Source organism: Tessaracoccus yangjingae (genome assembly GCF_055326235.1).
The window spans coordinates 186553-210386 of record NZ_JBUZNN010000002.1; the positions used below are offsets into that span (position 1 = coordinate 186553).

17 protein-coding genes are annotated in these 23834 nt (G+C 70.9%); 4 read left to right on the forward strand and 13 right to left on the reverse strand.

The genetic code is table 11. From position 1 onward, the window contains the following. Positions 1 to 15 precede the first annotated feature (15 nt). From ACZK5D_RS03735 to ACZK5D_RS03745, 3 genes are all read right to left on the reverse strand, one after another. Complete coding sequence (locus ACZK5D_RS03735) at positions 16 to 1464, reverse strand: FGGY family carbohydrate kinase (protein ID WP_463664326.1); 1449 nt, start codon at positions 1462 to 1464, stop codon at positions 16 to 18. Positions 1465 to 1473: 9 nt separating this feature from the next. Then, entirely contained in the window at positions 1474 to 2277 is an 804-nt protein-coding gene (locus ACZK5D_RS03740; protein WP_458996199.1) for a DeoR/GlpR family DNA-binding transcription regulator, read from the reverse strand. Between the two features lie 104 nt (positions 2278 to 2381). After that, on the reverse strand, positions 2382 to 3884 hold the full coding sequence (locus ACZK5D_RS03745; protein ID WP_463664327.1) for an APC family permease: 1503 nt from the start codon (positions 3882 to 3884) through the stop codon (positions 2382 to 2384). Positions 3885 to 4030: 146 nt separating this feature from the next. On the opposite strand from ACZK5D_RS03745, the gene ACZK5D_RS03750 reads away from it, so the two are divergent. Beyond that, positions 4031 to 4531, forward strand: a complete 501-nt coding sequence (locus ACZK5D_RS03750; RefSeq protein ID WP_463664328.1) for a DUF427 domain-containing protein — start codon at positions 4031 to 4033, stop codon at positions 4529 to 4531. A gap of 25 nt (positions 4532 to 4556) precedes the next feature. Here ACZK5D_RS03750 and ACZK5D_RS03755 read toward each other — a convergent pair whose 3' ends face one another. Both ACZK5D_RS03755 and ACZK5D_RS03760 read right to left on the reverse strand, forming a co-directional pair. Then, entirely contained in the window at positions 4557 to 5171 is a 615-nt protein-coding gene (locus ACZK5D_RS03755) for a dihydrofolate reductase family protein (RefSeq protein WP_463664329.1), read from the reverse strand. A 56-nt stretch (positions 5172 to 5227) separates the two neighbouring features. Then, positions 5228 to 6253 carry a LacI family DNA-binding transcriptional regulator gene (locus tag ACZK5D_RS03760; RefSeq protein ID WP_463664330.1) on the reverse strand — a complete coding sequence of 342 codons (1026 nt, stop codon included), beginning with the start codon at positions 6251 to 6253 and terminating at the stop codon, positions 5228 to 5230. 221 nt (positions 6254 to 6474) lie between these two features. On the opposite strand from ACZK5D_RS03760, the gene ACZK5D_RS03765 reads away from it, so the two are divergent. Then, a complete protein-coding gene (locus tag ACZK5D_RS03765) occupies positions 6475 to 7695 on the forward strand; it encodes a Gfo/Idh/MocA family protein (protein WP_463664331.1) in 1221 nt (406 codons plus the stop codon). 68 nt (positions 7696 to 7763) lie between these two features. Here the strand turns inward: ACZK5D_RS03765 and ACZK5D_RS03770 are convergent, their stop codons facing one another. The 7 genes from ACZK5D_RS03770 to ACZK5D_RS03800 all read right to left on the reverse strand — a co-directional run bounded on the left by ACZK5D_RS03770 (position 7764) and on the right by ACZK5D_RS03800 (position 19946). Continuing rightward, positions 7764 to 11144: a choice-of-anchor Q domain-containing protein gene (locus ACZK5D_RS03770; protein WP_463664332.1), complete on the reverse strand. Its 3381-nt coding sequence runs from the start codon at positions 11142 to 11144 to the stop codon at positions 7764 to 7766. Between the two features lie 106 nt (positions 11145 to 11250). Continuing rightward, positions 11251 to 12306: a LacI family DNA-binding transcriptional regulator gene (locus ACZK5D_RS03775; RefSeq protein WP_463664333.1), complete on the reverse strand. Its 1056-nt coding sequence runs from the start codon at positions 12304 to 12306 to the stop codon at positions 11251 to 11253. A gap of 48 nt (positions 12307 to 12354) precedes the next feature. After that, positions 12355 to 13104: a phosphatase PAP2 family protein gene (locus tag ACZK5D_RS03780; protein ID WP_463664334.1), complete on the reverse strand. Its 750-nt coding sequence runs from the start codon at positions 13102 to 13104 to the stop codon at positions 12355 to 12357. 34 nt (positions 13105 to 13138) lie between these two features. Beyond that, complete coding sequence (locus ACZK5D_RS03785) at positions 13139 to 14230, reverse strand: ScyD/ScyE family protein (RefSeq protein WP_463664335.1); 1092 nt, start codon at positions 14228 to 14230, stop codon at positions 13139 to 13141. A 203-nt stretch (positions 14231 to 14433) separates the two neighbouring features. Further along, complete coding sequence (locus ACZK5D_RS03790) at positions 14434 to 16863, reverse strand: hypothetical protein (protein ID WP_463664336.1); 2430 nt, start codon at positions 16861 to 16863, stop codon at positions 14434 to 14436. After that, positions 16853 to 17872 carry a LacI family DNA-binding transcriptional regulator gene (locus ACZK5D_RS03795; RefSeq protein WP_463664337.1) on the reverse strand — a complete coding sequence of 340 codons (1020 nt, stop codon included), beginning with the start codon at positions 17870 to 17872 and terminating at the stop codon, positions 16853 to 16855. The genes ACZK5D_RS03790 and ACZK5D_RS03795 overlap by 11 nt, the downstream gene beginning before the upstream one ends. Then, entirely contained in the window at positions 17865 to 19946 is a 2082-nt protein-coding gene (locus ACZK5D_RS03800) for a glycoside hydrolase family 36 protein (protein ID WP_463664338.1), read from the reverse strand. Before ACZK5D_RS03800 ends, ACZK5D_RS03795 begins: the two co-directional genes overlap by 8 nt. 162 nt (positions 19947 to 20108) lie before the next feature. Here ACZK5D_RS03800 and glmU point away from each other — a divergent pair, with 162 nt between their 5' ends. Together glmU and ACZK5D_RS03810 are read left to right on the forward strand one after the other, a co-directional pair. Then, positions 20109 to 21590, forward strand: coding sequence for a bifunctional UDP-N-acetylglucosamine diphosphorylase/glucosamine-1-phosphate N-acetyltransferase GlmU (gene glmU, locus ACZK5D_RS03805; RefSeq protein WP_458996211.1), 1482 nt, complete (start codon positions 20109 to 20111; stop codon positions 21588 to 21590). A 5-nt stretch (positions 21591 to 21595) separates the two neighbouring features. Further along, the gene (locus ACZK5D_RS03810) at positions 21596 to 22570 is read left to right on the forward strand and encodes a ribose-phosphate diphosphokinase (protein ID WP_458996212.1); all 975 of its coding nucleotides are present in this window, start codon (positions 21596 to 21598) and stop codon (positions 22568 to 22570) included. A 4-nt stretch (positions 22571 to 22574) separates the two neighbouring features. Here ACZK5D_RS03810 and ACZK5D_RS03815 read toward each other — a convergent pair whose 3' ends face one another. After that, positions 22575 to 23780, reverse strand: coding sequence for an Nramp family divalent metal transporter (locus ACZK5D_RS03815; RefSeq protein WP_527252168.1), 1206 nt, complete (start codon positions 23778 to 23780; stop codon positions 22575 to 22577). Positions 23781 to 23834 lie beyond the last annotated feature (54 nt).

A 23834-nucleotide genomic window follows, 5' to 3' on the forward strand; every position in this document is an offset into this window, starting at 1 on the left:
TTCCTTGCTCCTGTCTCACTCGGGTGCGTTCGAGGCGGCCCAGGCCTGGTCCAGGGCGAGTTGGGCGTCGACGGACGCGCGCCAGTGCTTCCTGAAGCGCTCGGCGTCGTTGTCGGGCATCTGGGGCTGGTAGGTGGCAGAGGCCTTCCAGGGGAAGGGCGCCTCTGCGAGGGTCAGCCGCGGATCGAGCGCCATCCGCGCCGCGGCTGCGGCGCCCATGGGTGTGGCATGCGCGGAGGGATAGATCTCGACGGGCACGCGGAGCAGGTCGGCCTGGGCCTGCATGAGCACGGAGCTGCGCGTCAGGCCGCCGTCGGCGCGCATGGCGACCAGATCGGCGTCAATGCTGCCGAAGACAAGGTCGGAGAGTTCGGCGATCTGGGCCGCGATGCCCTCCAGGAATGCCCGGATGATGTGGGGTTTGCCGGTGGAGAGCTTGAGGCCGGACACGAAGCCGGTCGCGTTCGGCTGCCACCACGGTGCGGCGAGTCCCGCCAGCGAAGGGGCGCAGAACACTCCCTCGGACGACGGCGCTGCGATGCTGTCCATCTGGTCCGGCGTGTCGAAGAGCCCCAGGCGCTGCATCCACCGCACGCCGGAGGCCGCGGTGTAGACCTGCCCGTCCACGCAGTAGGTCGTGGCCCCTCGTAGCGTCCAAGCGACGGATGTGGTGAGTCCGTTGTCGAAGCGCACTGGCCGCTCGCCGATGTTGGCGAGGAGGAACGCGCCCGTGCCGTACGTGCACTTCGCGGATCCGGGGGTCAGGCAGCTCTGCGCGAGCAGGGCGGCCTGCTGGTCCACGATGAGTCCCGTGACGGGTACCTGCGGCCCGAAGACTGAGGTGGTGCCGACGATCTCGTCGGATGCCACCAGGCGTGGCAGCTGCTCGTCCGCCAGCCCGAAGATGTCCAGGAGGCGGGGCTCCCATTGGAGCGTGTCCACGTTGAGAAGGAGGGAGCGGGAGGCGGTGGAGGTGTCGGTGACGAACTCGCCGGTGAGTCGGTGGACGATCCACGTGTCAGTCGTCGTGACCACGCCCTCGGTGGTGAGGTTTCTCCGGAGCCAGGCCATCTTCGGAGCCGTGAAGTAGGGATCCAGGACCAGGGCGGTCAACTCGTGCACCTCGTCGGCGTGCATCGACAGCTCGGCGCAGATGGAGGCCGCCCTGGAGTCCTGCCAGACCAGGATGGGCGTCAGCGGCCGGCCTGTCTCAGGGTCCCAGGCGAGGATGCTCTCCCCCTGGTTGGCAAGGCACACGGCCTCGATCGGTGCGTTGGCCTGTTCGATGGCCTGGCGGCCGACCTCGATGATCGAGTCCAGGAGTTCGAGCGGGTCCTGTTCGACACCGCCGTCACCCAGGTAGCTGGGATGTATGGGCTTCTCGACGACGGCGCGGACGCCGTCCTCGTCGACGACGATCGCCTTTGATCCTGAGGTGCCCTGGTCGAGCGCGAGGATGGCCATGTCTGTGGTCTACCTTTCTGGTTCTGGTCTGGAATCGGCGCCGCTGCCGGTGGCGATGCGGAGGTCGACGCCCAGCGAGCGGAGACGGGCGGCTACGGCCGCTGGGATTCCTTCGCCGGTGACGATGCTTGTGGGGGTAGTGATCTGGGCGACGGCGTAGGGTGCCACCTGGCCGAATTTGGAGGAGTCCACGGCGAGGTAGCTGCGGCGGGCGTTGCCCAGGACGATGCGCTTGAGCTCGGTCTCCTCCATCTCGAAGTCGGTGATGCCCTTCTCGACGGAGACGCCCCCCGCCGACACGATCCCCACATCCGGGTTCAGGTCCCGGAGGAAGCGGGCGGCCTTGCTGCCCGACAGCGACAGGTCCCCTCGCCGCAACTGCCCCCCCGTGAGGAGCACCCGTGCATGCTCCAGGCGGGCCAGCTCATAGGCGACGCGCAGCGAGGTGGTGACCACCGTGCCCCGGAAGGATGCCGGGAAGGCGTCCACCACAGCAGCGACGGTGGTGCCCAGGTCAAGGAACACCAGGGCCGTCGAGTCGATCTGCGAGACGAGGTAGTGGGCTATCGCGCGCTTCTCGTCTGCGGCGATGTCCTTGCGCTCGTCGAAGGTCGGTTCCTGGACCGCATCTGCCGTGAAGAGGACGGCGCCGCCATGCACACGGCGGATTCGTCGTTGCCGTTCAAGTACGGCCAGGTCTCTGCGCACTGTCTCGACCGAGCAGTCCAGCGCCTCGGCGAGGTGCTCGGTGCGCACCTCGCCGGCCTCGGTGAGCTCGGCAAGAATCCTGGCCTGTCGTGTCGTGGGCAGCATGATGGTCCTCTCGGCTGGTCTGGCCAGCGATCCGGCCAGCGGCTACTGGTTCCCAGTCTGACGTAGGAACAGTCAGATTCGGTCAACGGACCTGCCCGGTTGTGTCATGTGTCGAGTTCCTTGTCGATGTCATGCATGTCGGGCATCTTGAGCGCGTGGCGCCCGTGCCTCAGCAGCAGGTAGGCGAGATAGACGGCACCGACGGCGAACATGATGAGGACGTAGCTCCAGGATTCCCGGAAGGCTTCATCGCGGAAGATGAGCAGTTCGTAGATCAGCCAGGCGGAGGCCGAGAGCAGAACCGGGATCTCCCACTTGCCGAGAGTGAAGCCCATCGACGGCGGCAGCGTCTTCCTTTTGATGATGTAGAGCAGCACCGTGCCCGCATAGATCAGCGCCGGAAGGAGAGTGCCGGCCGAGAAGAGGGCGAACATCGCGTCGGTTGAGGTGAAGGAGAAGATCGCCAGGATCGCCTGGGCGATCACCATCATGAACAGCATCGCGTTGAGGGGCGTTCCGCTGCTGTGGTTGATCGAGTTCATGAGCTGCCACCCGGGGAACCGCTGGTCTCGGGACATCGCCCACACGAGACGCGCCCCACTCATGGAGATCACCAGGCCGCACGAGAAGATGGAGATGACGACCATCACCAGCAGCGCCTTGCCGACGACAGGACCGAGGACGTTGGTGATCACCTCCGCCACAGGCTGGCCCGAACCTGCCAGGGCCTCGGCGCTCACGCCGTTGCCGGTCACCGCGATGAGGAAGAGCATGCCGAGGACGCCGAGCGACAGCACTGCTTGCCACATCGCCTTCGGCACCACGCGGGCCGGGTCGCGGGTCTCCTCGGCCAGGTTCGCGGCCGATTCGAAGCCGACGATGGTGAACGCGCCCAGGAGGAATCCGAGTGCCCACGGCCCCGCCGACGTGAGCGAGCCCACCGAGAAGTAGCCCTCTTCCGGAACATGACCAGTGGTGAACAGCAGGTCGACGTCGAAGTTGCGCGTCGCGAGTCCCACGCCCAGCAGGAGCACCGTCAGCGTGATCATCGCGATGATCTGGATCGTGACTGCGACGTTGTTGACCCGTTGCGTGGCGCGCGTTGACCATGCCACCAGGACCGCCTGGACGAGGATCACCACTGCCGTGATGAGCCAGGCGTTCCAGTTGTTGCCCTCGTAGTTGAACAGGACCGGGGTGATGGCCGAAGCGATCGTGTAGTCGACCGCCACGACCACGACGCCCAGGAAGGTGAAGGAGACCCAGCCCATGATCCAGCCGAGGATCGGGTTCGCCAGACGCGAGACCCACTGGTAGGAGTAGCCGCTCACGGGGATCCGGGCAGCGAGTGCGCCGAACACGAATGCGACCGCCAACTGCCCGAGGGCAGCCACAGCCCAGGTCCAGATGCCCCGCGGCCCTGAGGTCTGGATGACCGCGGCGTAGGTGGTGAAGATGCCCGTGGCGATGGACACGAACCCGAACGCCACCGAGAAGGATGTGAACCATCCCAGCTCGCGCTTCATCTCCTGCTTGTAGCCGAACTCGGAGACGTTCTCGTCTGCGAGTTGGGGCGGCCCCGGAGGGCTCGACGTTTCATTGGCCACGGAGTGGCTCCTTTCCATCAACATTGACGACACGACCGCCCGAATATGCCCGAGAGTGATCGTTACGGGCTTCAGTGTCACCTAAGTGGGCATGTTCTGTCAACAGCGGGCAGAGTCGGGCTTGGAGCCGCGGCTATCGTCGATCCATGTCGTTCAGGCCACGACCCGATCCCATCGGCCCGGGGCAGGAGTCGGTGTGGGACTACCCCCGCCCGCCACTGCTGCGTCGGTGCACCCTGCCGATCGAGGTGGTGTTGGGAGGCGAGGTGATCTGCCGGACGTCGGAGTCCTGGCAGGTGCTGGAGACCAGCCACCCGCCCACGTACTACCTGCCCCGGTCCAGCTTCGTCGAGGGATCGCTCCGCCCGGCCCCCGGTGGATCCTTCTGCGAGTGGAAGGGGGCGGCGCGGTACCTCGACGTCTCCGGGGGCGGGCGCAACGCGCCCGCCGCGGCATGGTTCTACCCGACGCCGGCCGAGCCCTTCGCGGAGCTGGCGGACCATGTCGCCCTCTACGCCGGCGCGATGGACGCCTGTTACGTGGGAGGGGAGCGTGTCGTGCCCCAGCCGGGCGGGTTCTACGGGGGCTGGATCACCTCGTCGGTGACCGGGCCCTTCAAGGGTGTGCCTGGATCCAGGGGCTGGTGACCACGCCTTCCGCGCCGCGCCGTCGCTACGAGCCCGAGGGGACCTTGTCCGTCACCTCGTCGTAGCCGACGGGGGCGGGAGCGGTCTGGGGCGCGTAGATGACGCGGATCACGCCTGTCGGGTACACCTCGGTGGCCAGCAGCCTGAGGTGGTAGGGCTCAGCGCCGTCGTCGAACAGCCTCCGCCCCTGGCGCGCCGCGACAGGGTGCACCAGCAGCCGCAGCTCGTCCACGAGGCCCGCGGCGAGGAGCTGCTGGACGACCGAGATCGAGCCTGGGATGAGGATGCCGCGGACCGACTCGTTAGACTTGAGCCTCGTCACGGCCTCGATCAGGTCCCCACCGATCGCCTCGGAGTTGCGCCACGTGAAGGTCGGCGCCTGGCGCGTCGCCACCACCTTCCTGACGTCGCCCAGCTGCCTCGCGAAGGGGGCGTCGTCTCCGCCCGCCGCTTCCCGATCCGGCCAGGCCCCCGCGAAGCTGTCGTAGGTCACGCGCCCGATGAGGAGGACGTCCGAGGTGTCGTAGTCCTCGCCGACGGCGCGGCCCATGTTGTCGTCGAAGTAGGGGAAATGCCAGGCCGGGTCGATCTCCGCGACACCGTCGGCCGAAATGAACAGGGTGGAGATGAGCTTGGCCATGTCGTTGATCCCCTCTGCGGCGGTGTGGGTGGATGCCCGGTCGAACCCGGCCGAGCCTACCCCTGGCGCCTCGTCTCCGCGCCCGAGATCGCGGGTTGAGGCGCACATCCGCACGATCGGCGGACCACCAGTTCCATCGGGAACGTCTCGTGGGCGGGGGGCCGCTGGTGGATCACCAGGTCGATGGCGGCGGCGGCCATGGTGGCGACGGGCTGGCGGACCGTGGTGAGCGGCGGGGCCGAGAACCGGGTCTCCTCGGTGCCGTCGAAGCTCACGAGGGCGACATCCTCAGGCACCCGGAGCCCGAGCTCGCCGGCGGCGGTGAGCAGGCCGATCGCCTGCAGGTCGGAGCTCGTGACCACTGCGGTGGGAGGATCCTCGCTCCGCAGAAGCTCGAGCCCTGCCCGGTAGCCGCCGTCGCGGGTGAAGGCGGTGCGCGACACCCGGCCCGGCACGAGGCCTCGCTCGGCGTGCGCCAGCTTCCAGCCGGCCTCGCGACCGTCGGCGTCCGGCTCCACGTCGTCGCCGATGACCAGCGCGACGCTCCTGTGGTGATGCGAGCCGAGGAGGTGCCCCACCGCCATCGCCATCCCCTGCGCGGACTCAGGGCCGACGGTGGCGTAGCCGGGGAGGGGTGCCGCCGCGTCGATGATCACCACTGACTGGTGCGCCCCCCTGCGTCGCAACTCCTCGAGCCGCCCCACGGCGGTCGCCCTCGCGACGATCAGGCCGTCGATCTGGCGGTCGCACAGGTCGAGCATGGCGCGCAAGGGGGCGTCGGGCCCCGGGCCGCCGGCGGTCATCAGCAGAGCGTAGCCCTGGTCTGCCGCCGCCTGCTGCAGCTCGCGGGTGTACTCGGCGAAGAACGGGTTGGTCGTGTCGCCGACCACGAGGCCCAGGGTGGTGGTGCTTCCCAGCGACAGGGCCCTGGCGGTGCGGTTCGGTCGGTAGCCCAGGAGTTCGACGGCGTCCAGCACGCGCTGCTTCGTTGCCTCGGAGACGGTCTTGGGGCCGCCGTTGACCACGAAGCTGACCACGGCGGTGCTGACGCCGGCCTGGCGCGCGACGTCGGTGCGGGTCACGGCGCGAGGCCGGTCCCGGGGCGACGTGGGCTCCGATGGCACCGGCCGAACCTCCTTCACTGATCTCGCGGCGGACCGGATGGACATGACCTCCGGGCTCCCCGCAGCCTCATCCTAGGCCACTTGCATTCTGGCAGGTTACCCGGGTAACTTGGTGTCCGCCGCGTCGAAGCGGCCCACGCCCCTCAGCTCCACACCCTCAGTCGAAAGGACTGATCACCATGAAGATCGGTGTCATCGGAACCGGCCAGTTCGCCCGCAGTTTCATCAGCCTCTGGCAGCTCCACCCGGCCGTGGAGGAGGTCTACGTGACGGACCTCGTCCCGGAGAGGGCGGCCCAGCACGTCGAGCAGTACGGCCTGGCCGGGAGCTTCGCCGACGTCGACGCGCTCCTGGCCTCGGACGTCGACTCCGTGGCCATCATGACCCAGCGCTGGAGCCACGGCGAGCTCGCCCTCAAGGCGCTCGGCGCCGGCAAGAACGTCTACTCGGCGGTGCCGATGGCCATCAGCGCCGAGGAGATCGCCGCCATCGTCGCCAAGGTCGAGGAGACCGGGCTGATCTACATGATGGGCGAGACCAGCTACTACAACCCCGCGGTGATCTACGCGCGCAAGCGGGTTGCCGACGGGGCGTTCGGACGCGTCTTCTACTCCGAGGGCGACTACGTCCACGACATGGACAACGGCTTCTCCGCCGCGTACCAGTTCAGCGGCGGGGAGGACTGGAAGCCCACGGCCAGCTTCCCGCCCATGCTCTACCCCACCCACGCCATCGGTGGGGTGCTCGGGGCGCTGCCCACCTACGCCACCTCCGTGTCCTGCCTCGGCATCGTCGACACCGGGTCCGACGGCATCTTCGACAGGTCGGTCTCCCGCTGGGACAACGACTTCTCCAACATGACCGCGCTCTTCGAGCTTGCCGACGGCGGCGCGATGCGCACCAACGAGTTCCGCCGGGTGGGCTACTGGAAGGGCCATGAGTCGCGCTTCCGGTTCTACGGCACCGAGGAGGTCTTCGAGCAGTCGGGCGACGGCGCCACCCTCAGCGTCAAGACCGAGGGTGAGGACTACGCCAAGGGCGCCACGCTCGACGTAAGTGACCTGCTGGCCACCGGCCCCGGCGAGCTGCCGGAGGGCTTCGGCGACGTGGACCCGGCGCTCATGCAGAGCTTCGCCTCGGGCAGCGCCAAGGTCCAGGACCGCGCGCGGCTCCCGCGGGAGTTCGACGGCGCCCACAACGGACACGAGGGAAGCCACCACTACCTCGCCGACGACTTCGTCCGCGCCGTGACCACGGACACCCAGCCCCCGGTCAACGCCTGGCGGGCGGCCCGGTTCACGCTTCCCGGCGTGATCGCGTTCGAGTCCGCGCGCCAGGGCGGGGCGCGCCTGCCCATCCCCGACCACGGCGACGGCCCAGCCGATCCCGGCTGGGACTGACAGCGGACCGGCCCGCGTGGAGGAGTGCTCCGCGCGGGCCGGCCTGGCAATAAGCCCGCCGGGTCAGATCACGCCACCTCCACCTCGAAGGCGCCGGCATCGGGGCCGTCGCCCTGCGGCCGGGTGACGCCGCGCTGGTCCGTGGCCGGTGACGAGGCGCCGTCGCCCGCGTCGATGGCGGGGCTTCCCGCCAGGAGCGCGTGCGTGAGGGTGGGCCCGCCGTTGTCGGCCAGCGCCCCGAGGAGGGCGTCTTCGCCGACCAGATCGGTCCCCGCAGGCGCGCCGCAGGAGGTGTCGCTCAGCACGTTGTGGCCGCCTGACTCCATGGTGAACGGCCCGCCGTAGAAGACGATGCACTCGTCGCCGGAGTTTCCGGACACGACCGAGCCAGTGAGGGAGGCCCTGCCGTCCGGTGCCCCGAACGAGCCGAGGAACAGGCCGCCCGCGGTGCCGTCCGGCGCGGTGTTCGCCGCGACGGTGGAGTACTCCATCACCAGCGCGCCGTCGGTGTGGAACACGCCGCCGCCGTGCCATCCGGTGGAGGTGTTCACGCTGATGGTGCTGTTGACGATCGTCGTGTTGCCGAGCGAGCGGATGCCACCGCCGACGTCGTTGGCGCTGTTGCCGCTGATCGTCGAGCGCTCGATGGTGACGCTCGAGCCGAAGAACCCGTAGACGCCGCCGCCGGCGCCGCCGGTCACCGAGTTGTCCCGCACGGTGCTGTCGCGCAGCACCAGCGTGGAGTTCTCCCCGTTGTAGATGCCGGCGCCGCCCTTCCAGAACTCGATGCCGCCGGTGTTGACGTCGCTGTCGGCGACCACGACGTTCTCGAGCGTCAGGTTGCCGTTGTTGAGGACCGCGCCCGCCAGCTCGTAGCCGTAGCCGTCGCGGAACGTGAGCCCGGTGACGCTGGCTGTCACGCCGGCGTTGACGACGAGCGCGCGGTTCGTGCCCTGACCGCTGACTGCCACGCCGGGCGCCGCTGACGCGTCGATGGTGACGTTCTTCCCGAGGGTGAGCTCAGCATTGCTGAGGATGGTGGCGCCCGCCAGGTCCGGGGAGAAGGTGATCGTCCCGCCGGCGCACACCGTGCCCAGCGCGGAGCGCAGGGACCCCGCCCCGCTGTCGGCGTCTGTGGTGACCTCCATGGTCGGGGCGCAGGCCAACCGCAGGTCGTCGATCAGCACGGACTCGCCGCGCTTGGTCTGCGCGGAGAGGGTCACTGCCCTGACGTCGGTGAGGTCAGGCGTCGCGCCCCGGTTGTTGGTGAAGGAGCTGAACGGCAGAGTGATCTTCTGCCATCCCGCGACATCGTCGCGGAACATCGACGTGAAGGTCACGGGACGGGTCACCTGCTGGTAGACGCGCACGTAGTCGATCTTCAGGGTCTGCGGGAACACGGTGTCCGGGCTGACGGCGCCGCCGAAGTTTCCGCCGACAGCGGTGTTCATGATGAGGAAGAACGGGTGCTCGAAGACCCACTGGTTCGGGTCCACGTCCGCGGGTGCGGCGTCGTGGAACTCGATCCCGTCGACGGTCCAGGTGATCTCCCCGGGCGCCCACTCGACGGCGAAGGTGTGGTAGTTGTCCGCGACGGGGACGTCGAAGTCGTAGGTCCCGCCGAAGGACTGGCCACCCGAGTAACCCGGGCCGTGGATGGTGCCGAACACGGTGTTGGGGTTGCGGCCGACGTTCTCCATGATGTCGATCTCACCGGACGCGGGCCACGGGTTGCGGTTGATGTCGCTGCCCAGCGCCCAGATCGCGGGCCAGAGCCCCGAACCCCGGGGAACCTGCGCGCGCGCTTCGATCCGGCCGTACTGGAACTCGGCCTTGTTCTGGGTGACCAGGCGGGCGGAGGTGTAGAGGCAGGGGCCGTAGTAGCACTGCTGCGCCGTTTCGGGGTCGGTCGCACGCGTGGTGATGACCAGGTTGCCCTGGCCGTCGGTGGCGACGTTGTCGGTGCTGTCGGTGTAGTACTGCAGCTCGTCGTTGCCCCAGCCGGGCTTGCCGATGATGGTGCCGTCGCCGATCTCGTGGGTCCAGACCTCGGGGTTCGGCGCGGTGCCGGCGGGGGTGTTGAACTCGTCGGCCCAGGCCGACGTCCAGTTCGCGGGGTTCGCGTCGCCGCTCCGCGTGGCGTTGTTCTCGATGCCGACGGTCACCTTCTTGCCGGAGCCCGTGCCGTGGTAGAGGAACTCGAGCCCGGCAGAGCTGCTCCAGTCCTGAGCCGCGGGGAACTCGCGCCGCACGGCGGTGTTGCCCGAGGTGGGCAGCGAGGCCTCAAGCACGTTCTCGTAGGCGTCCTGGCCGGGGACCTCCAGCGGGTCGCCGGCCGCGATCTCGCGGGTCCCGACGGTGGCGCGCTTCCCTGCGTCCCAGAAGTACGCGCCGGCCTCGAAGCCGTCGATGAGGCTGGGGTCGTAGCTCTCGTCGTCGAGCACGAGGACGCGGGTCAGCGGCGGCCGCCCCATCCCGGCGCCCTGGGGGTTGCTCAGCTCGACGACGACACCGCGCTCGCCCTGGTAGGCGTCGTCGTCGATGGTGTCCACCTCGAGCGTCGCGCGGGTCTGGTTGGGCGCGAAGGTGACCGTGCCGGAGCCGGGTACGTAGTCGCGCTCGGGAGTCGCCGTGCCGGTGGTGGTTGCCCAGTCGACGGTGACCGGCTCGGCCGAGGGCTTGCTCAGCTTCAGTTCAACCGTTGCCGTCTCTCCCTCGACCACCTTGGTGTCGGCGACCGAGAAGCCGACGGTGAGCGGCCGCTCCGGCGCCACGCCGTAGAGATCGAAGTCGTCGAGGTAGTAGGACTGTGTGCCCTCGGTGGCGAGCGTCCCGAACGCCCAGCCGTGGACCTCCGTCAGGCCGAAGCCGTCGTTGGGGGCGCCGTTGCCGATCTCCTTGCGAGCCATGTCTTCGAACGGCAGCTGGATGGTCGCCCAGCCCTTGAAGTTGTCGACGAAGGCCGCGCTGAACCGCTCGGCGGTGTCGGTGGTGGTCCCGGGGGCGGTGTTGTCGATCACGTCGATGAAGAGGTTGGTGCCGGTGTTCTGGCCGTAGAGCTTGAACTGCAGGCCCTCGAACGCGCTCCAGTCCTGTGACGCCCACTGGGTCGAGGTCTCGTCCTCGAACCCGTGGATGATCACGCCGAACGAGTCGACGGTGAAGTCGCCCTTGAGCACGTGGTTGCCGTCGGCCGCTTCCGGCACCGGCGCGGGTGGTGCGGTGGTGCGCTCGAAGGTTGTCGTGCTGTTCGGGTCGGTCGCGGTGAAGAAGCCCAGCGGTACGCCCCCGGCGGTGGCGGCGCCGGTGACCAGTGCGTCTTCGAAGTCGTCGACGACGGGAAGCTCGGCGCCGACTGCGGAGGTTGCGGTGAGGAAGGGGAGAAGCAGTGCGGACGCCAGCGCGGCGCCGCCTGCTCTCGTGAGGTATCGGGACCCCGGTCCGGACATGCGGTGGCCTTTCGTGAGGGGTCTCCACGGGCACCCTCGCCCGTGAGAGAGCGCTCCCAGAGAGCGCTCTCTCAGCGAACCACAGAAAGCGTCCGGAGGCAAGGGGTCAGGCGGAATCGCGCTCGACGAGGCTGACGGGGAGCACCACCCGGTCCGCGGCGCGGACGTCGGGGACCTCGTCCGGCGGGGGCAATCGGTCTGGGCGGACCCGGGAGAGGAGCATCCGCGCCATCACGCGACCCTGCATCACGGTGTCCTGGCGCACCGTGGTCAGCGGCGGTTCGGCGGCGGCCGCCAGCGGAATGTCGTCGAAGCCCACCACCGCCACGTCGTCGGGAACCCGCCGGCCTGCCCGGCGCAGCGCACGCAGTGCGCCCAGAGCCATGAGGTCCGAAGCCGCGAAGATTCCGTCGATGTCCGGCGCGCGGCTGAGCAGGCGCTCCGTTGCCAGCTCCCCACTGGACTGGGTGAAGTCACCTCGCTCGATAAGGCCGGCATCGAACCGCTCTCCGAGCGCGTCCGTGAAGCCCCGGAGGCGATCGATGCCGGCGGACATGTCGGCCGGCCCCGCCACCGTGGCGATCCTCCGGCATCCCCGCTCCAGCAGACGCTCCGCGGCGATCCGGCCGCCGCCCACGTTGTCGTTGTCGACGTAGGCGACGCCCAGCCCGTCCTCGATCGGCCGCCCGCCGATCACGAGGGGCAGCCCGGCGTCGTGCATCGCGCGGGGGATGGGGTTGTAGGTGGCGTGCTCGGAGATGAGCAGCACCCCGTCGAGCGGGGCGCTCCGCAGGTAGCGCTCGATGCGGTCGAGGTCCGGGTAGGACTGGGCCATCAGCAGGGTCAGCTGGACGTCGGCCTCCAGCAGCTCCTGGCTCACGCCGCGCACGATGGCGGAGAAGAACGGGTCACCGAAGACGCGTGGATCCGGCTCGGCGGCGACCAGGGCGACCGCATCGGTCCGGCTGGTCGCCAGGGTCCGGGCCGCCTGGTTGGGTACATAGCGCATCTCCGCGATCGCCCGCTCCACGCGCTCCCGCAGCTCGGGATCGACCGTCGACACGCCGTTGACGACGCGCGACACCGTGGCCCTGGATACCCCGGCGGCAGCCGCGACCTGCTCCAGGTTGGGGCGGCGTGGCGTGTGGGCCGACGATGCCACGACGCCTCCTCGGGGTGCTGTGCGCCGCGGGCGCGGCCTGAGGGGATGCTACTGGACGGGTTCCCCCGACTGCGGGAGGGCTCCCTTGTCGGACTGGGGACGCATGGCGTGCCACAGCCGATGCACCCCGATGACCATCGCCAGCCACGCGAGGCCCAGCACCCATGCCGCGAGGACGTCGGTCAGCCAGTGGTGCCCCAGGTAGACGCGGCTCAGGCCCATCGTGACCGCGTAGGCCACGAAGAACACGACCCAGCCCGCCCGGGCCACCGGCCGTCGTCCGTCGAGGTGGATGAGGATGAGGTAGCAGAGGATGCCGGCGATAACGACGGCATTGAGGCTGTGACCACTGGGGAAGCTGGCGGACAGTTCGTGCGGCGGGATGGACTGCTCGAACGGCGGGCGGACCCGCCCCACCGCCCGCTTGCCCAGCACCGTCATGGCCAAGGCGCCTCCCGCGGCGATGACCGTGAGGAGGAGCGGGCGCGCCGAGCGGTAGCGCCAGCAGAGGTACGCGACCACGAGCGCGGTGATGATCGGCTGCCAGAGCGGGCCGCCAGTGTTGGAGTACCAGGCGATCACCGCGTCGGCGGTGGGGTTCCGCGCGGCGATCATCCAGTCGAGGACCGGTCTGTCCCACATCGCGACCCCGTCGCGCTCGGTCACCGACTCGAGCACCTCCCCGGCGATCCAGAACCCGAGGACGGCGACGACGGCCGCGATGCCCGTCGCGCCCCACAGAACCGTGTACCAGGCGGGTGTGGGGGCGGGAGCGGGCTTGGCGACGGCGTTCGGCATGGGACCCAGTCTCCCCCGCGACACCAGTCGCTGGTTACAGCCGCTCGGTGATCACCCTGCCGTTGCCCAGCACGCGGATGGTCGCGAACAGCCGGGAGCGGCTCACCTCGACGTCGGCGGCACGGTAGGCGGGCAGGTAGAGGCCCGCCTCCCCGCCCCCGTGCGCGACCTTGAGGATCCCAGGGCCGAACAGGGAGGCGATGTACAGGCCGCCGGCGTCGTCGAGCGCGATGCCGGTGGGCGTGATGAGGTCGTCGGCGTACAGCTCGGAGACACCCGTCGCCGTGTCCACCCGGTACACCGCGCCCAACGGGGGAGCGATCCTCTCCGCTGCGCCTCCCGGCACGGCCGACACGAACAGCCGGCCGTCCGGACCCACCTCGACGTCCGTGGGCACCCCCTCGAAGTCGTAGCGCAGGCCCGCGCAGGACGGCATCCCCGAGGCCCGCGCGGACTCCTCGGAGAAGAGGACCTCCATCGAGGGAAGGACCGTGATCGAGCGGATCTCGCCGGAGCGGAGGTCCACCGTCAGCACCGCGCCCGCCCCCGCGTCGGCCACGTAGGCCGTGGCGCGCGCGACGGCCACGGACACGACGTGCGAGTGGGGCTCAACGTCTCCGCCCCTGTAGCGCGCGGGCACCCCCAGCGCCTCCAGTTCGGCCACGCAGAGGAGGTTGTCCGAGGCATCCGTGCTGGTCAGGCCGTATTCCACGGTGTCGGCAGGGTCGTCGTCGACGGCGTAGCGGGCGAGCTCATCGGTGATCGTCCGGACGACGCCGTCCGGATCGATGGACTTCAATGAACTGACCGGCGTAGAAGCGTTCGGCCCGACGCTGCGGCTCTCCACGAACACGAGGGTGCTGCCGTCGTAGGCGACTCCGCCTACGTCAGACCCGACGGCCTCGTAAACGGTCCTGACCTCGACCTGCGCGACGGTGGTGAGCCTGCTGGTGACACCCTCGGACACGGTGACCGATCCAAAGGGACCGGCGGCGAGGTGCAGGGGAGTGGTGAGGCCGTCCGCCAGCGCCATCGGGCCCTCCCACGGCGGTGCGGCCACGGCCGTCGAGGCGGAGGCCAGGACGACAAGGGCGGCCGATGCAGCCGCCAGCGCGCGCTTCATCATCGAGGCCCCTCTGGTCGGTGGCTCGGGGAGCCTGACCGTCGTCCCCTGTCATGCCCCCTTGATATCAACGGTGATCCGCGCAAACGGCAGGTGTCAAGGCATGGAGGGCGGCCCGAGAGTGCATGCCGCAGCGCCGCGCCGGACGCCGATGAGCTGGTTCTCTCACCACCCAAAAGCCGGGCAACCACCTGCCCGGCGACGGATCAGCGGCGGAGCGCCGTCGCGGCGACGACCACCTCGCGGATCAGCGGGGGCTCCCCGGCGGAGCTCAGCAGGCGCAGCGGCTCGTCCCCCGTCGCGAGGGTGACGGGGAGCGCACGCTCGAAGAAGTTGGCCCAGGAGTAGGTGTAGCGGCAGCGGGCACGGCCCACGCGGCCCTCGCCCTCCCACACCTCGACGAGGCGGTCCACCACCTGCGGGTTGTAGTCGTGCTCGCCCCGCAGCTCGGCGTTGGCATACGTCACCACCACGACGAACTCGCCCGTCGTCGCCAGGGCCTCCGTCCGGGGGATGGCAGCCCCGTCGTGCCAGGGCAGCCGGATCGCGGCGGCGTCTCCCTCGTGAGCGCGCGTGACGAGCAGCGACGCCACCCTCACCGTCCTCCCTGCGCCGAAGAGCTCGAGCTCGTTGACGCCCTGCACCAGGAACACCCTCGCCGCGGCACGGTCCGCGCCCGCCGCGACCCCCACAGTCCCCGCATCCTGGCCGTTGACCCGCAGCCCGACGGCCGCCGCCCCGTCGGCCAACGCCACCGTCACGTCGTGGTAGCCCGTCTCCCAGGCCGCGACATACACGTCGGCCCGGCCCCCCTCGGCCAACGTGGCCGCGCCAGCCGCCGCCCAGTCGAGCCGGGCGCCGCCGGACAGCCTGAAGGTCGCGGCGGGGTGCAGCGTGGGGTCGCCGTCGGAGGCGTCCATGAGCACGAACCGGTCCAGCGTCACCTCGGCCCCGGGCAGGAGGGTGACGCCGTCGACGCTCGTCCGCAGCGACAGCTCCCGCCGCCCCGCGGGGAGCCTGATCAGCGCCTCGGCGCTGCCCCGGTACCTGCCGCGGGAGCGCTCGTTGAGCGCCAGGCCGGCCGGGTGGTCGAGGAAGGCCGCGAACCCTCCGTCGACGAACAGCGCGTGCCGGGCTGGTTCACCCGCCGCGGCGGCGATGGCCTGGAAGCGGTAGGTCCCGTCCCGGGGTACGTCGACGGCCCAGGTGGCCGACGAGCCCGGCTCGCGGAACCTCGACACGTCCGCCCCGCCCGAGGCGAGGAACTGCCAGCCCTCCGCCGCCTTCGCGTCGTAACGGGTGACCTCGGCGTGGTCCAGGGCCGTGTCCTCGGCCTCCACCGTGGCGCACCAGGGCGCCGGGCCGGTCGGCGGCGCCGCGGAGGCCGGCGTGATGAGCAGCTGGTAGGCGGAGAACCGGTCGCAGGTCAGGGGAAGGCTCAAGGCGCCGTCGCCCACCGGTTCCCCGCGGAGTGCAGACACCACGCGCGGCGCGGGGTGCAGCCCGTCGATCCCCGTGAGCGTGGCCTCGCGCACCTCGACATCCACCAGCGGGCCGAACAGCGCCGGATCCAGGCCCGTCATGGTCAGGACGAACTCACCGTCGCCTCCTCCGCACAGCACCGTTGCCCGTGCGTTGGCGGCGTCGACGGCGGCGATCGCCTGCAGCGTGTCCGGCACGTCCGGCTGGGGCGGCGTGACCGTGACGGTCGTCGACCCCTCCAGGTCGCCGTACCACTTGAGCGTCCACCATCCGCCGTTGGCGCCGTGCGCGCGGGCGGTGTTGTCGGACAGGTTGCCCGCGTAGTTCCAGTACGCCATCTGGGCGTCCACCTTGGTGTCCTCGAACATGGCCAGCCACTGGATCAGCTGGCCGGGGACCGCCATGTCGCGGAGCATGCCGTACTCGGTGATGTTGACCTCGATGGGCGCGATGCCGCGCTCGGCCTCCATGGCCCGGTACTCCCGCAGGTGAGAGCGGTACGTGCCGAGGTTCTCGATGCCGAGCTCGTGCCAGATGAACACCTGGGGCAGGCAGCCGTGCACGACGGCGAACTCGAGGAAGTCCGCCGTGCGCTCCGGCTGCCACTGCATGTCGCCGGGGCCGCCGATCCGCGGCTCGCCGAGGCCGTGCCGGGCCCACACGTCCCTGATGACGCCGACGACGGCGAGCCAGTCGGCCAGGAACTGCTCCCGGTGCTCGGGCCACTCCGGGTACCAGTTGCCGCCGTCGGGTTCGTTGAACGGGATGAGCACGTAGTCGCGGGGGCGGGCGGAGCTGGTGGCGACGGCGTCGCTGATCCGCTCGACGACGTCGAGGAAGCTCCACCGGCCGTCGACGTCCCCGGGGCGCCGGCCGCCGTGGTAGGGCCAGTCCGGGTAGTGGTCCTGGATGTAGATGTACATGTCGCGGCCGTGCTTGGCGAAGAACCCGTCCTCGACCGCCAGGGCGTCGCCGCTGGGGTGCTGCGTCCCGAAGGGCGCCTTCTGGCTCGTGTTGGTGAGGTGGGCGCCGTTGAGCAGCGCGGGGGTGGGCACGCCGTCGTCGCCGAGCCCGTACAGCGTGCCGGAGGCGCCGCCGCGGAAGGGGCCGACGGGGGAGGCGAAGTCGACGAGGAGGTCGCGGTCAGTGGTCACGGGGTGGGCCTTCCGGTGGGGCGGCGGTGCTGGCACGCAGGATGAGGTCTGGGGTGAGGGTGAGCAGGCGCGGGCCCGACGCGGGGTCGCGGAGGAGCTGCCAGCCCCGGCGGCCGAGTTCGGCGAAGTCCTGCGCGACGGTGGTGAGCGCCGGGTCCCAGAGTGCCGCCAGCGGATGGTCGTCGAAGCCGGCCACGCTGAGGTCGCGGGGGACCGCGAGGCCCTCGTCGCGGAGGCCGGCGATGACGCCCATGGCCACCTCGTCGTTGCCGCAGAACACGGCCGTGACATCGTCGCGGCCGGCGAGCGCGGCGCCGAGGGGGCGCGCCTCTGCCGGGTCCCAGCCGGCCTCGATGATCGGCGGCACCGGCCTCCCCGCCGCGACGAGCGCACGCCGCCAGCCGAGGGTGCGGCCCCCCTCGCCGCCCGGCGCCGGGACGCTGACGTGATGCACCGTCGGGTGGCCCAGCGAGAGGAGGTGGGTGGTGAGCGCGAAGGCGCCCTGGTCCTCGTCGATCACGATCTGCGGCCGCCCGTCGAAGCGGCCGCCCGAGAGCGCGACGGCCGGGACGCCCGACGGGAGGCGGTGCAGGGCCGCGACACCCGCGGGGTCGAAGGCCAGCACGATCACCCCGGCCACCGGCTGCGACAGCGCCAAGGCCAGGGCGGCGTCCAGGTCCGCCTCGCCGGTGCCGTCGAGGGCGGTGATGGTGACCAGGTGCCCGCCGGCGCGGGCGGCCTCCTCGATGCCGCGGATGGTCTCCGCGTAGCCGTAGCGCGACGTGTTGCCGGCCAGCACCGCGACCACGCCGGGCGCCCGTCCGCCCAGCACCCGGGCGGCGGGATTGGGGGTGAAGCGGAGCTCCGCGATCGCGGCGGCGATGCGCTGGCGCTTGTCGTCGCTCACGCGCGCCGCCCCGGTCAGGAACCGCGACACCGTGGGCACCGAGACCCCGGCAGCGGCGGCCACGTCCTTGATGGTGGCGGGGGGCGCCGTCGGGTCAGCCACGACCGTCGGCGGGCGTGAGGCGGACCAGTCGGGCGGTGGTGGTCATCGCGGTGTCCGCAAGGAGCGTCCCGGTGCCGGCGTCCCAGCTCAGGTCCCAGCCGTCCGCCTCGCCGGGGAACTCCAGCACCACGGTCATGGCGCGCCCGGCGAGCCCGGGGAACGGGAGCGCTGCGGGGTCGGCCTCGGCCCGCTTCCACAGGGCGACCAGTACGTCGTCGCCGGTGCGGAGCCCCAGCGCCACCCACGGGTCGGTCCACCCGGGCAGGCCGAGCGGCCAGCACGGGACCGCGTGGGGGAGGTCGGCCCGGAGCCGCTTCGCGGCGGCCACCGCCTCGCGGACCAGGCCCAGCTCCGACGGGGCCATCCGGTTGAGGTAGCCGGACAGGTAGATGCGCCCCACCAGCCCGGTGACCAGGCAGAAGGCGATCTCCTCGGGGTCCATGCCCGGCTGGGGATAGGCCCAGCTGGCGGCCTGCTCGGGGAGCATCTGCAGCGGCGCCGACGCGGCGATCGGCGGGTAGAGCCGGAAGTCCTGCTGGTCCGAGGTGGACTGCAGCTGCAGGCGGCTGAGCATGGCGAAGTCCGCCCGCATCCCGCCCGAGCCGCAGTTCTCCAGGATCAGCCCCGGATGGCGGTCGAGGACGCCGTCGAGCCACGCGAGGACCGCGCGGGAGTGCTCGAGCAGCCCGTGCCCGGGGCTGGGCGCAGCGTGGTCGGTCCCGCTGCCGGGGTTGATGTTGTAGTCCAGCTTGAAGAAGCCCACCCCGAAGTCGCGCACCAGGCGGTCGACGACGCCGTCGAGGTGCGCCCGCGCGGCCGGGTGGCGCAGGTCGAGGTGGTGGCGGTCCTGCTCGACGAGGCGCTGCCCGTGGCGCTGCAGGAACGCCTCGTCCGGGAGGCGGGCGGCCATGGCGCTGCGCACGCCGATCACCTCGGGCTCCAGCCAGAGGCCCGGCGTCATCCCGCGCTCGTGGATGCGGTCGATCACCTCGCCCAGCCCGCCGGGGAAGCGGGTGGCCGACGGCAGCCACTCTCCGACGCTGTCCCACCAGTGGCCGGAGTCGTCGTACCAGCCGGCGTCGACGCAGAACACCTCGGCGCCCGCCTCGGCGGCCGCGTCGACGAGGGGCAGCAGCTTCGCCGTCGTCGGGTCCCCGTTGAGGGTGTTCATGTAGTCGTTGAAGCACACCGGCAGCCGCTCGTTGTCCGGGTGCGCCCGCCGGGCGGCCCGCCGGTAGCGGGTCATGGCCGCGGCGGCGTCGTCGAGCGTGGCGCCGAGCGCGACGCCGGCCTTCACGGAGGTGAAGGACCCGCCGGGACGGAGGTCCAGCGACCACGCGTGGTCGAGGTCTGTGGGGCCGGACAGGGCGACGGAGAAGTCTTCGTACTCCTCGCCCACCTCGATGCGCCACGGCCCGTTGTGCTCCACCTGCCACAGCCAGGCCGCGCCCTCGGTGGCCGAGGTGGCGGCGGCGACGGGGGCGTGCTCGCCGCTGGACCAGGTGCCGTGCGAGGTGAGGGTCGCGGCACCCCTCGGGCGCACGCCGGTGAGGTGGGCGGCGATGCCCGGGAACAGGTCCGGGCGGAAGGGCCTGGAGCCCCACCGGGACTCGGCCAGCCAGTCGCTGGCCGCGCTGTGGAACGCCCAGCCGGTGGGGTCGCCGACGCCGAGCGGCGCCGCCCAGGAGGCCACCGATCTCAGGCACACGGGGACCTGACCGGTGTTGGTGACGGTGACCTCGGAGGAGAACGCCGCCACCCCGTCGGGGGAGGCGAGCCTCACGTCGGCTCGGAGGCCGGACGTCTCGACGGTGAGGCTGAGGCGATGCCAGGACCCGTCGGTGGTCGCCTCGTGCCCGACGTAGCGGAGGCGCTCGCCGAGGGCGGTCATGCCCACCCGGGTGCTGGCCAGCGCGTGACCGGCGGCCGCGGTGAGGATCTGGACGAGTCCCACGGGCTCGGGCGACGCGAGACGCACGCCGTCGGCGGTGGCCGACGTGAGCGAGACGGGGAGGTCCGGGGCGGTCGAGAGGGTCAGCGTCAGCGCCGGGTGTCCCCAGGTCAGTTCGGTCACGTCACTCCCTTGTCGCGCGGTCGCGGACAGTCAAGCACATCTCTGATAACGGTTTCAAGCCTGTCCCGGACACGGTCCGCGCGGCGCCGGGCGCGGGGCTGGTATTTTGACCGGGTGAGCCCCCGGCGGAGCTCGCGGTCGGCGACCGAAGGAGAAACACCCGTGTCCACCACTGACAGCGACCTCGCGCCCGTCGCGGCCGTAGTCGTCCTCGCCGCGGGCGGCGGCACCCGCATGAAGTCGGCCAAGTCCAAGCTCCTCCACGAGGTGGCGGGCAAGCCCATGCTCAGCTTCGCCGTCTCGGCCGCCGCCGCGCTCAACCCCGCGCACCTGGTGGTGGTGGTGGGTCACCTGCGTGACCAGGTCACGGACCACCTCGAGAAGCTGTCCGAGTCCGTCACCACGGCGGTGCAGGACGACCAGCTGGGCACCGGCCACGCCGTCGCCTGCGGGCTGGCGGACCTCGGTGAGCTCGAGGGCGACGTGGTGGTCACCTACGCCGACGTGCCCATGCTCACCGGCGACACGCTGCGCCAGCTCGTGGCCGTGCACCGGGCCCATCACCACTCGGTGACCGTGCTCACCGCCCGCGTCGAGGACCCCACCGGCTACGGGCGCGTGCTGCGCGACGGAGACACCGTCACCGGCATCGTCGAGCACAAGGACGCCACCGACGAGCAGCGGGCCATCGACGAGATCAACTCGGGCATCTACGTCTTCGACGCCGCCACCCTCCGCGAGGGCCTGGCCTCCCTGACCACGGACAACGCGCAGGGCGAGCAGTACCTCACAGACGTGCTCACCTACGCCCACTCGCGCGCGCAGCGCGTCGGCGCGCACCTCATCGACGACGTGTGGCAGACCGAGGGCGTCAACGACCGCGTCCAGCTGGCCCGCATCAACCTCGAGATGAACCGCCGCATCCGCGACGCCTGGATGATGGCGGGGGTCACCATGGTGGACCCGTCCAGCACCTGGATCGACGTGGACGTGGACCTCGCCCGCGACGTGGTGCTCATGCCCGGCGTCATCCTCCAGGGCGCCACGACGGTGGGGGAGGGCGCCATCATCGGCCCGGACACCACGCTCATGGACGTTGAGGTGGGGCCGGGGGCCGAGGTGATCCGCACGCACGGCTCGTTCGCCGTGATCGGCGAGAACGCCACCGTCGGCCCCTTCGCCTACCTCAGGCCGGGCACGGAGCTGGGTAAGGGCGGGAAGATCGGCACCTTCGTCGAGACCAAGAACGCGGTGATCGGGGACGGCGCCAAGGTGCCGCACCTCACCTACGCGGGCGACGCCATCATCGACGAGGGCGTCAACATCGGGGCCGGCACGATCTTCGCCAACTACGACGGTGTGTACAAGTCCACGACGCACGTGGGCCGCAACGCCTTCGTCGGCTCCAACTCGGTGCTCGTCGCGCCGGTCGACATCGCCGCCGGCTCCCTGGTGGGCGCCGGCTCCACGATCACCGACGACGTGCCCGCCGGGGCGTTGGCCCTGGCCCGCGGCCGGCAGCGCAACATCGACGGGTGGATGGACCAGCGCCGCCCGGGCTCGAAGGGCGCCGTCGCCGCGGCCGCCCACGACGGCAGCGTCCACCCCGCTGTGCTGGAGTCCCGAGAGAAGAAGAAGGCCTGATCCCTGTGTCCCAGATCGCCAAGAACAACAAGCACCTGATGCTCTTCAGCGGGCGCGCGTTCCCCGAGCTGGCGCAGGAGGTGGCCACCCTCATGGACGAGCCGATCGTGCCCACGCGCGCGCTCACCTACGCCAACTCCGAGATCTACGTGCGGTTCGAGGAGTCGGTGCGCGGCTGCGACGCGTTCGTCATCCAGTCCCACACCGCCCCCGTCAACGAGTGGCTGATGGAGCAGCTCATCATGGTCGACGCGCTCAAGCGCGCCTCGGCCAAGCGGATAACGGTGGTGGCCCCGTTCTACCCCTACGCGCGGCAGGACAAGAAGCACCTCGGCCGCGAGCCCATCTCCGCGCGCCTCGTGGCGGACCTCTACAAGGCCGCGGGCGCCAACCGGATCATGTCCGTGGACCTGCACGCCGCCCAGATCCAGGGCTTCTTCGACGGCCCCGTCGACCACCTGTGGGGCCTGCCGGTGCTGTCCGACTACGTCAAGAGCAACTACGACGTGTCCCAGATGTGCGTGGTCTCGCCGGACGCGGGCCGCGTGCGGCTGGCCGACATGTGGACCGACGTGCTCGGCACGCCGCTGGCCATCGTGCACAAGCGCCGAGACCACGACAAGGCCAACACGGTGGCCGTGCACGAGGTTGTGGGCGACGTGCAGGGCAAGGTCTGCCTCCTCGTGGACGACATGATCGACACCGCCGGCACCATCGCCCAGGCCGCCCAGGCGCTGCACGAGCGCGGCGCCTCCAAGGTGATCGCGGCGGCCACGCACCCGATCTTCTCCGGCCCGGCCGCCGAGCGGCTCAACGGCGCGAACTTCGCCGAGATCATCGTCACCAACACCCTGCCCATCCACACCGAGCAGCCGATCAACAACCTCAAGGTCCTGTCGATCGCCCCGCTCATCGCCAAGGCCATCAACGCCGTCTTCCTCGACGGCTCGGTCACCTCGCTGTTCGGGGGCGTGGCCTAAAGGCTCACGCCGTCGCGATCACCGCGACGTTGAGGGCGAGCACCGCCGCCACCACGGCCCAGGCGATCGCCGTCAGCCACACCGGGTTGCGGTGCTCGCCCATGGTCCTCCGGCTGGCGGTGAAGGCCACCAGCGGAACCACGGCGAAGCCGATGCCGAAGCTCAGCACCAGCTGCGACTGCACCAACGCCTCCGTCGGCGGCAGGCCCATCAGCAGGATGGCGACGGCGGGCACCAGCGTGATCAGCCGCCGCAGCGTGGGCGTGATGCGCGGGGAGACGAGGTCGCGGACCATGCCCGCGCCCGCGTCGGTGCCCACGATGGCCGAGCCCACGCCGGAGAAGAGGAGCCCGACGGCGAACACCGTCGCGGCGACGGGGCCCACGAGGGTCGCGATCTCGCCGTGCGCCGCCTCGATCGAGTCCACGGTGGCGCCCTGCAGGGCTGCGGCCGCGAACAGCAGCATCGAGACGTTCACCACGCCCGCGACGGTCAGCGCGATCACCACGTCCACGCGCTGGACGCGCAGCAGCCGGGGAGCTGTCTCGTCGGAGCCGTGGTGCCGGGCGCGGGCGAGCTCGGAGTGCAGGTAGACGGCGTGCGGCATCACCGTGGCGCCGAGCATCGCGGCGGCCAGCTGGAGCGACTCGGCCCCGGCGAACCGGGGCACCAGCCCCCCGACGACCTGCGCCGGGTCCGGCGGCAGCCACAGCAGGCTGGTGAGGAACCCCAGGGCGATGATGGCCAGCACGCCGATGAGCAGCACCTCGAAGAACACCTCGCCGCGTGAGCGGAGCCACTGCAGCATGACGACGGCCACGAGGCCGACGATGACCGCGCCGGCGGGCAGCGGCAGGCCGAACAGCAGGTTGAGGGCGATGGCGCCGCCCACCACCTCGGCCACGTCCGTGGCGATGGCCACGGCCAGCGCCTGGACGGCGTAGAGCACGCGCCACAGCCCGCCGAAGCGCCGCCTGGCCAGAGAGTCGCGGACCTGGGCGCTGAGGCTGGCCCCGGTGACCACGCCGAGCTTCGCGGAGAGGTACTGCACCACCATTGCCATCAGGCAGGCGAGCACCAGCGACCACACCAGCAGGTAGCCGAACGTGGCGCCCGCGGTGAGGTTGGCCGCGACGTTGCCGGGATCGACGTAGGCCATCGCAGCGACGAACGCCGGCCCCAGCAGCGCGACCGTCCGGCGTCCCATCATGCGCGGAGTCTAGGGCAGGCGACGCGTCGCGTCGGCCGCTCTCACGCCGCGTCC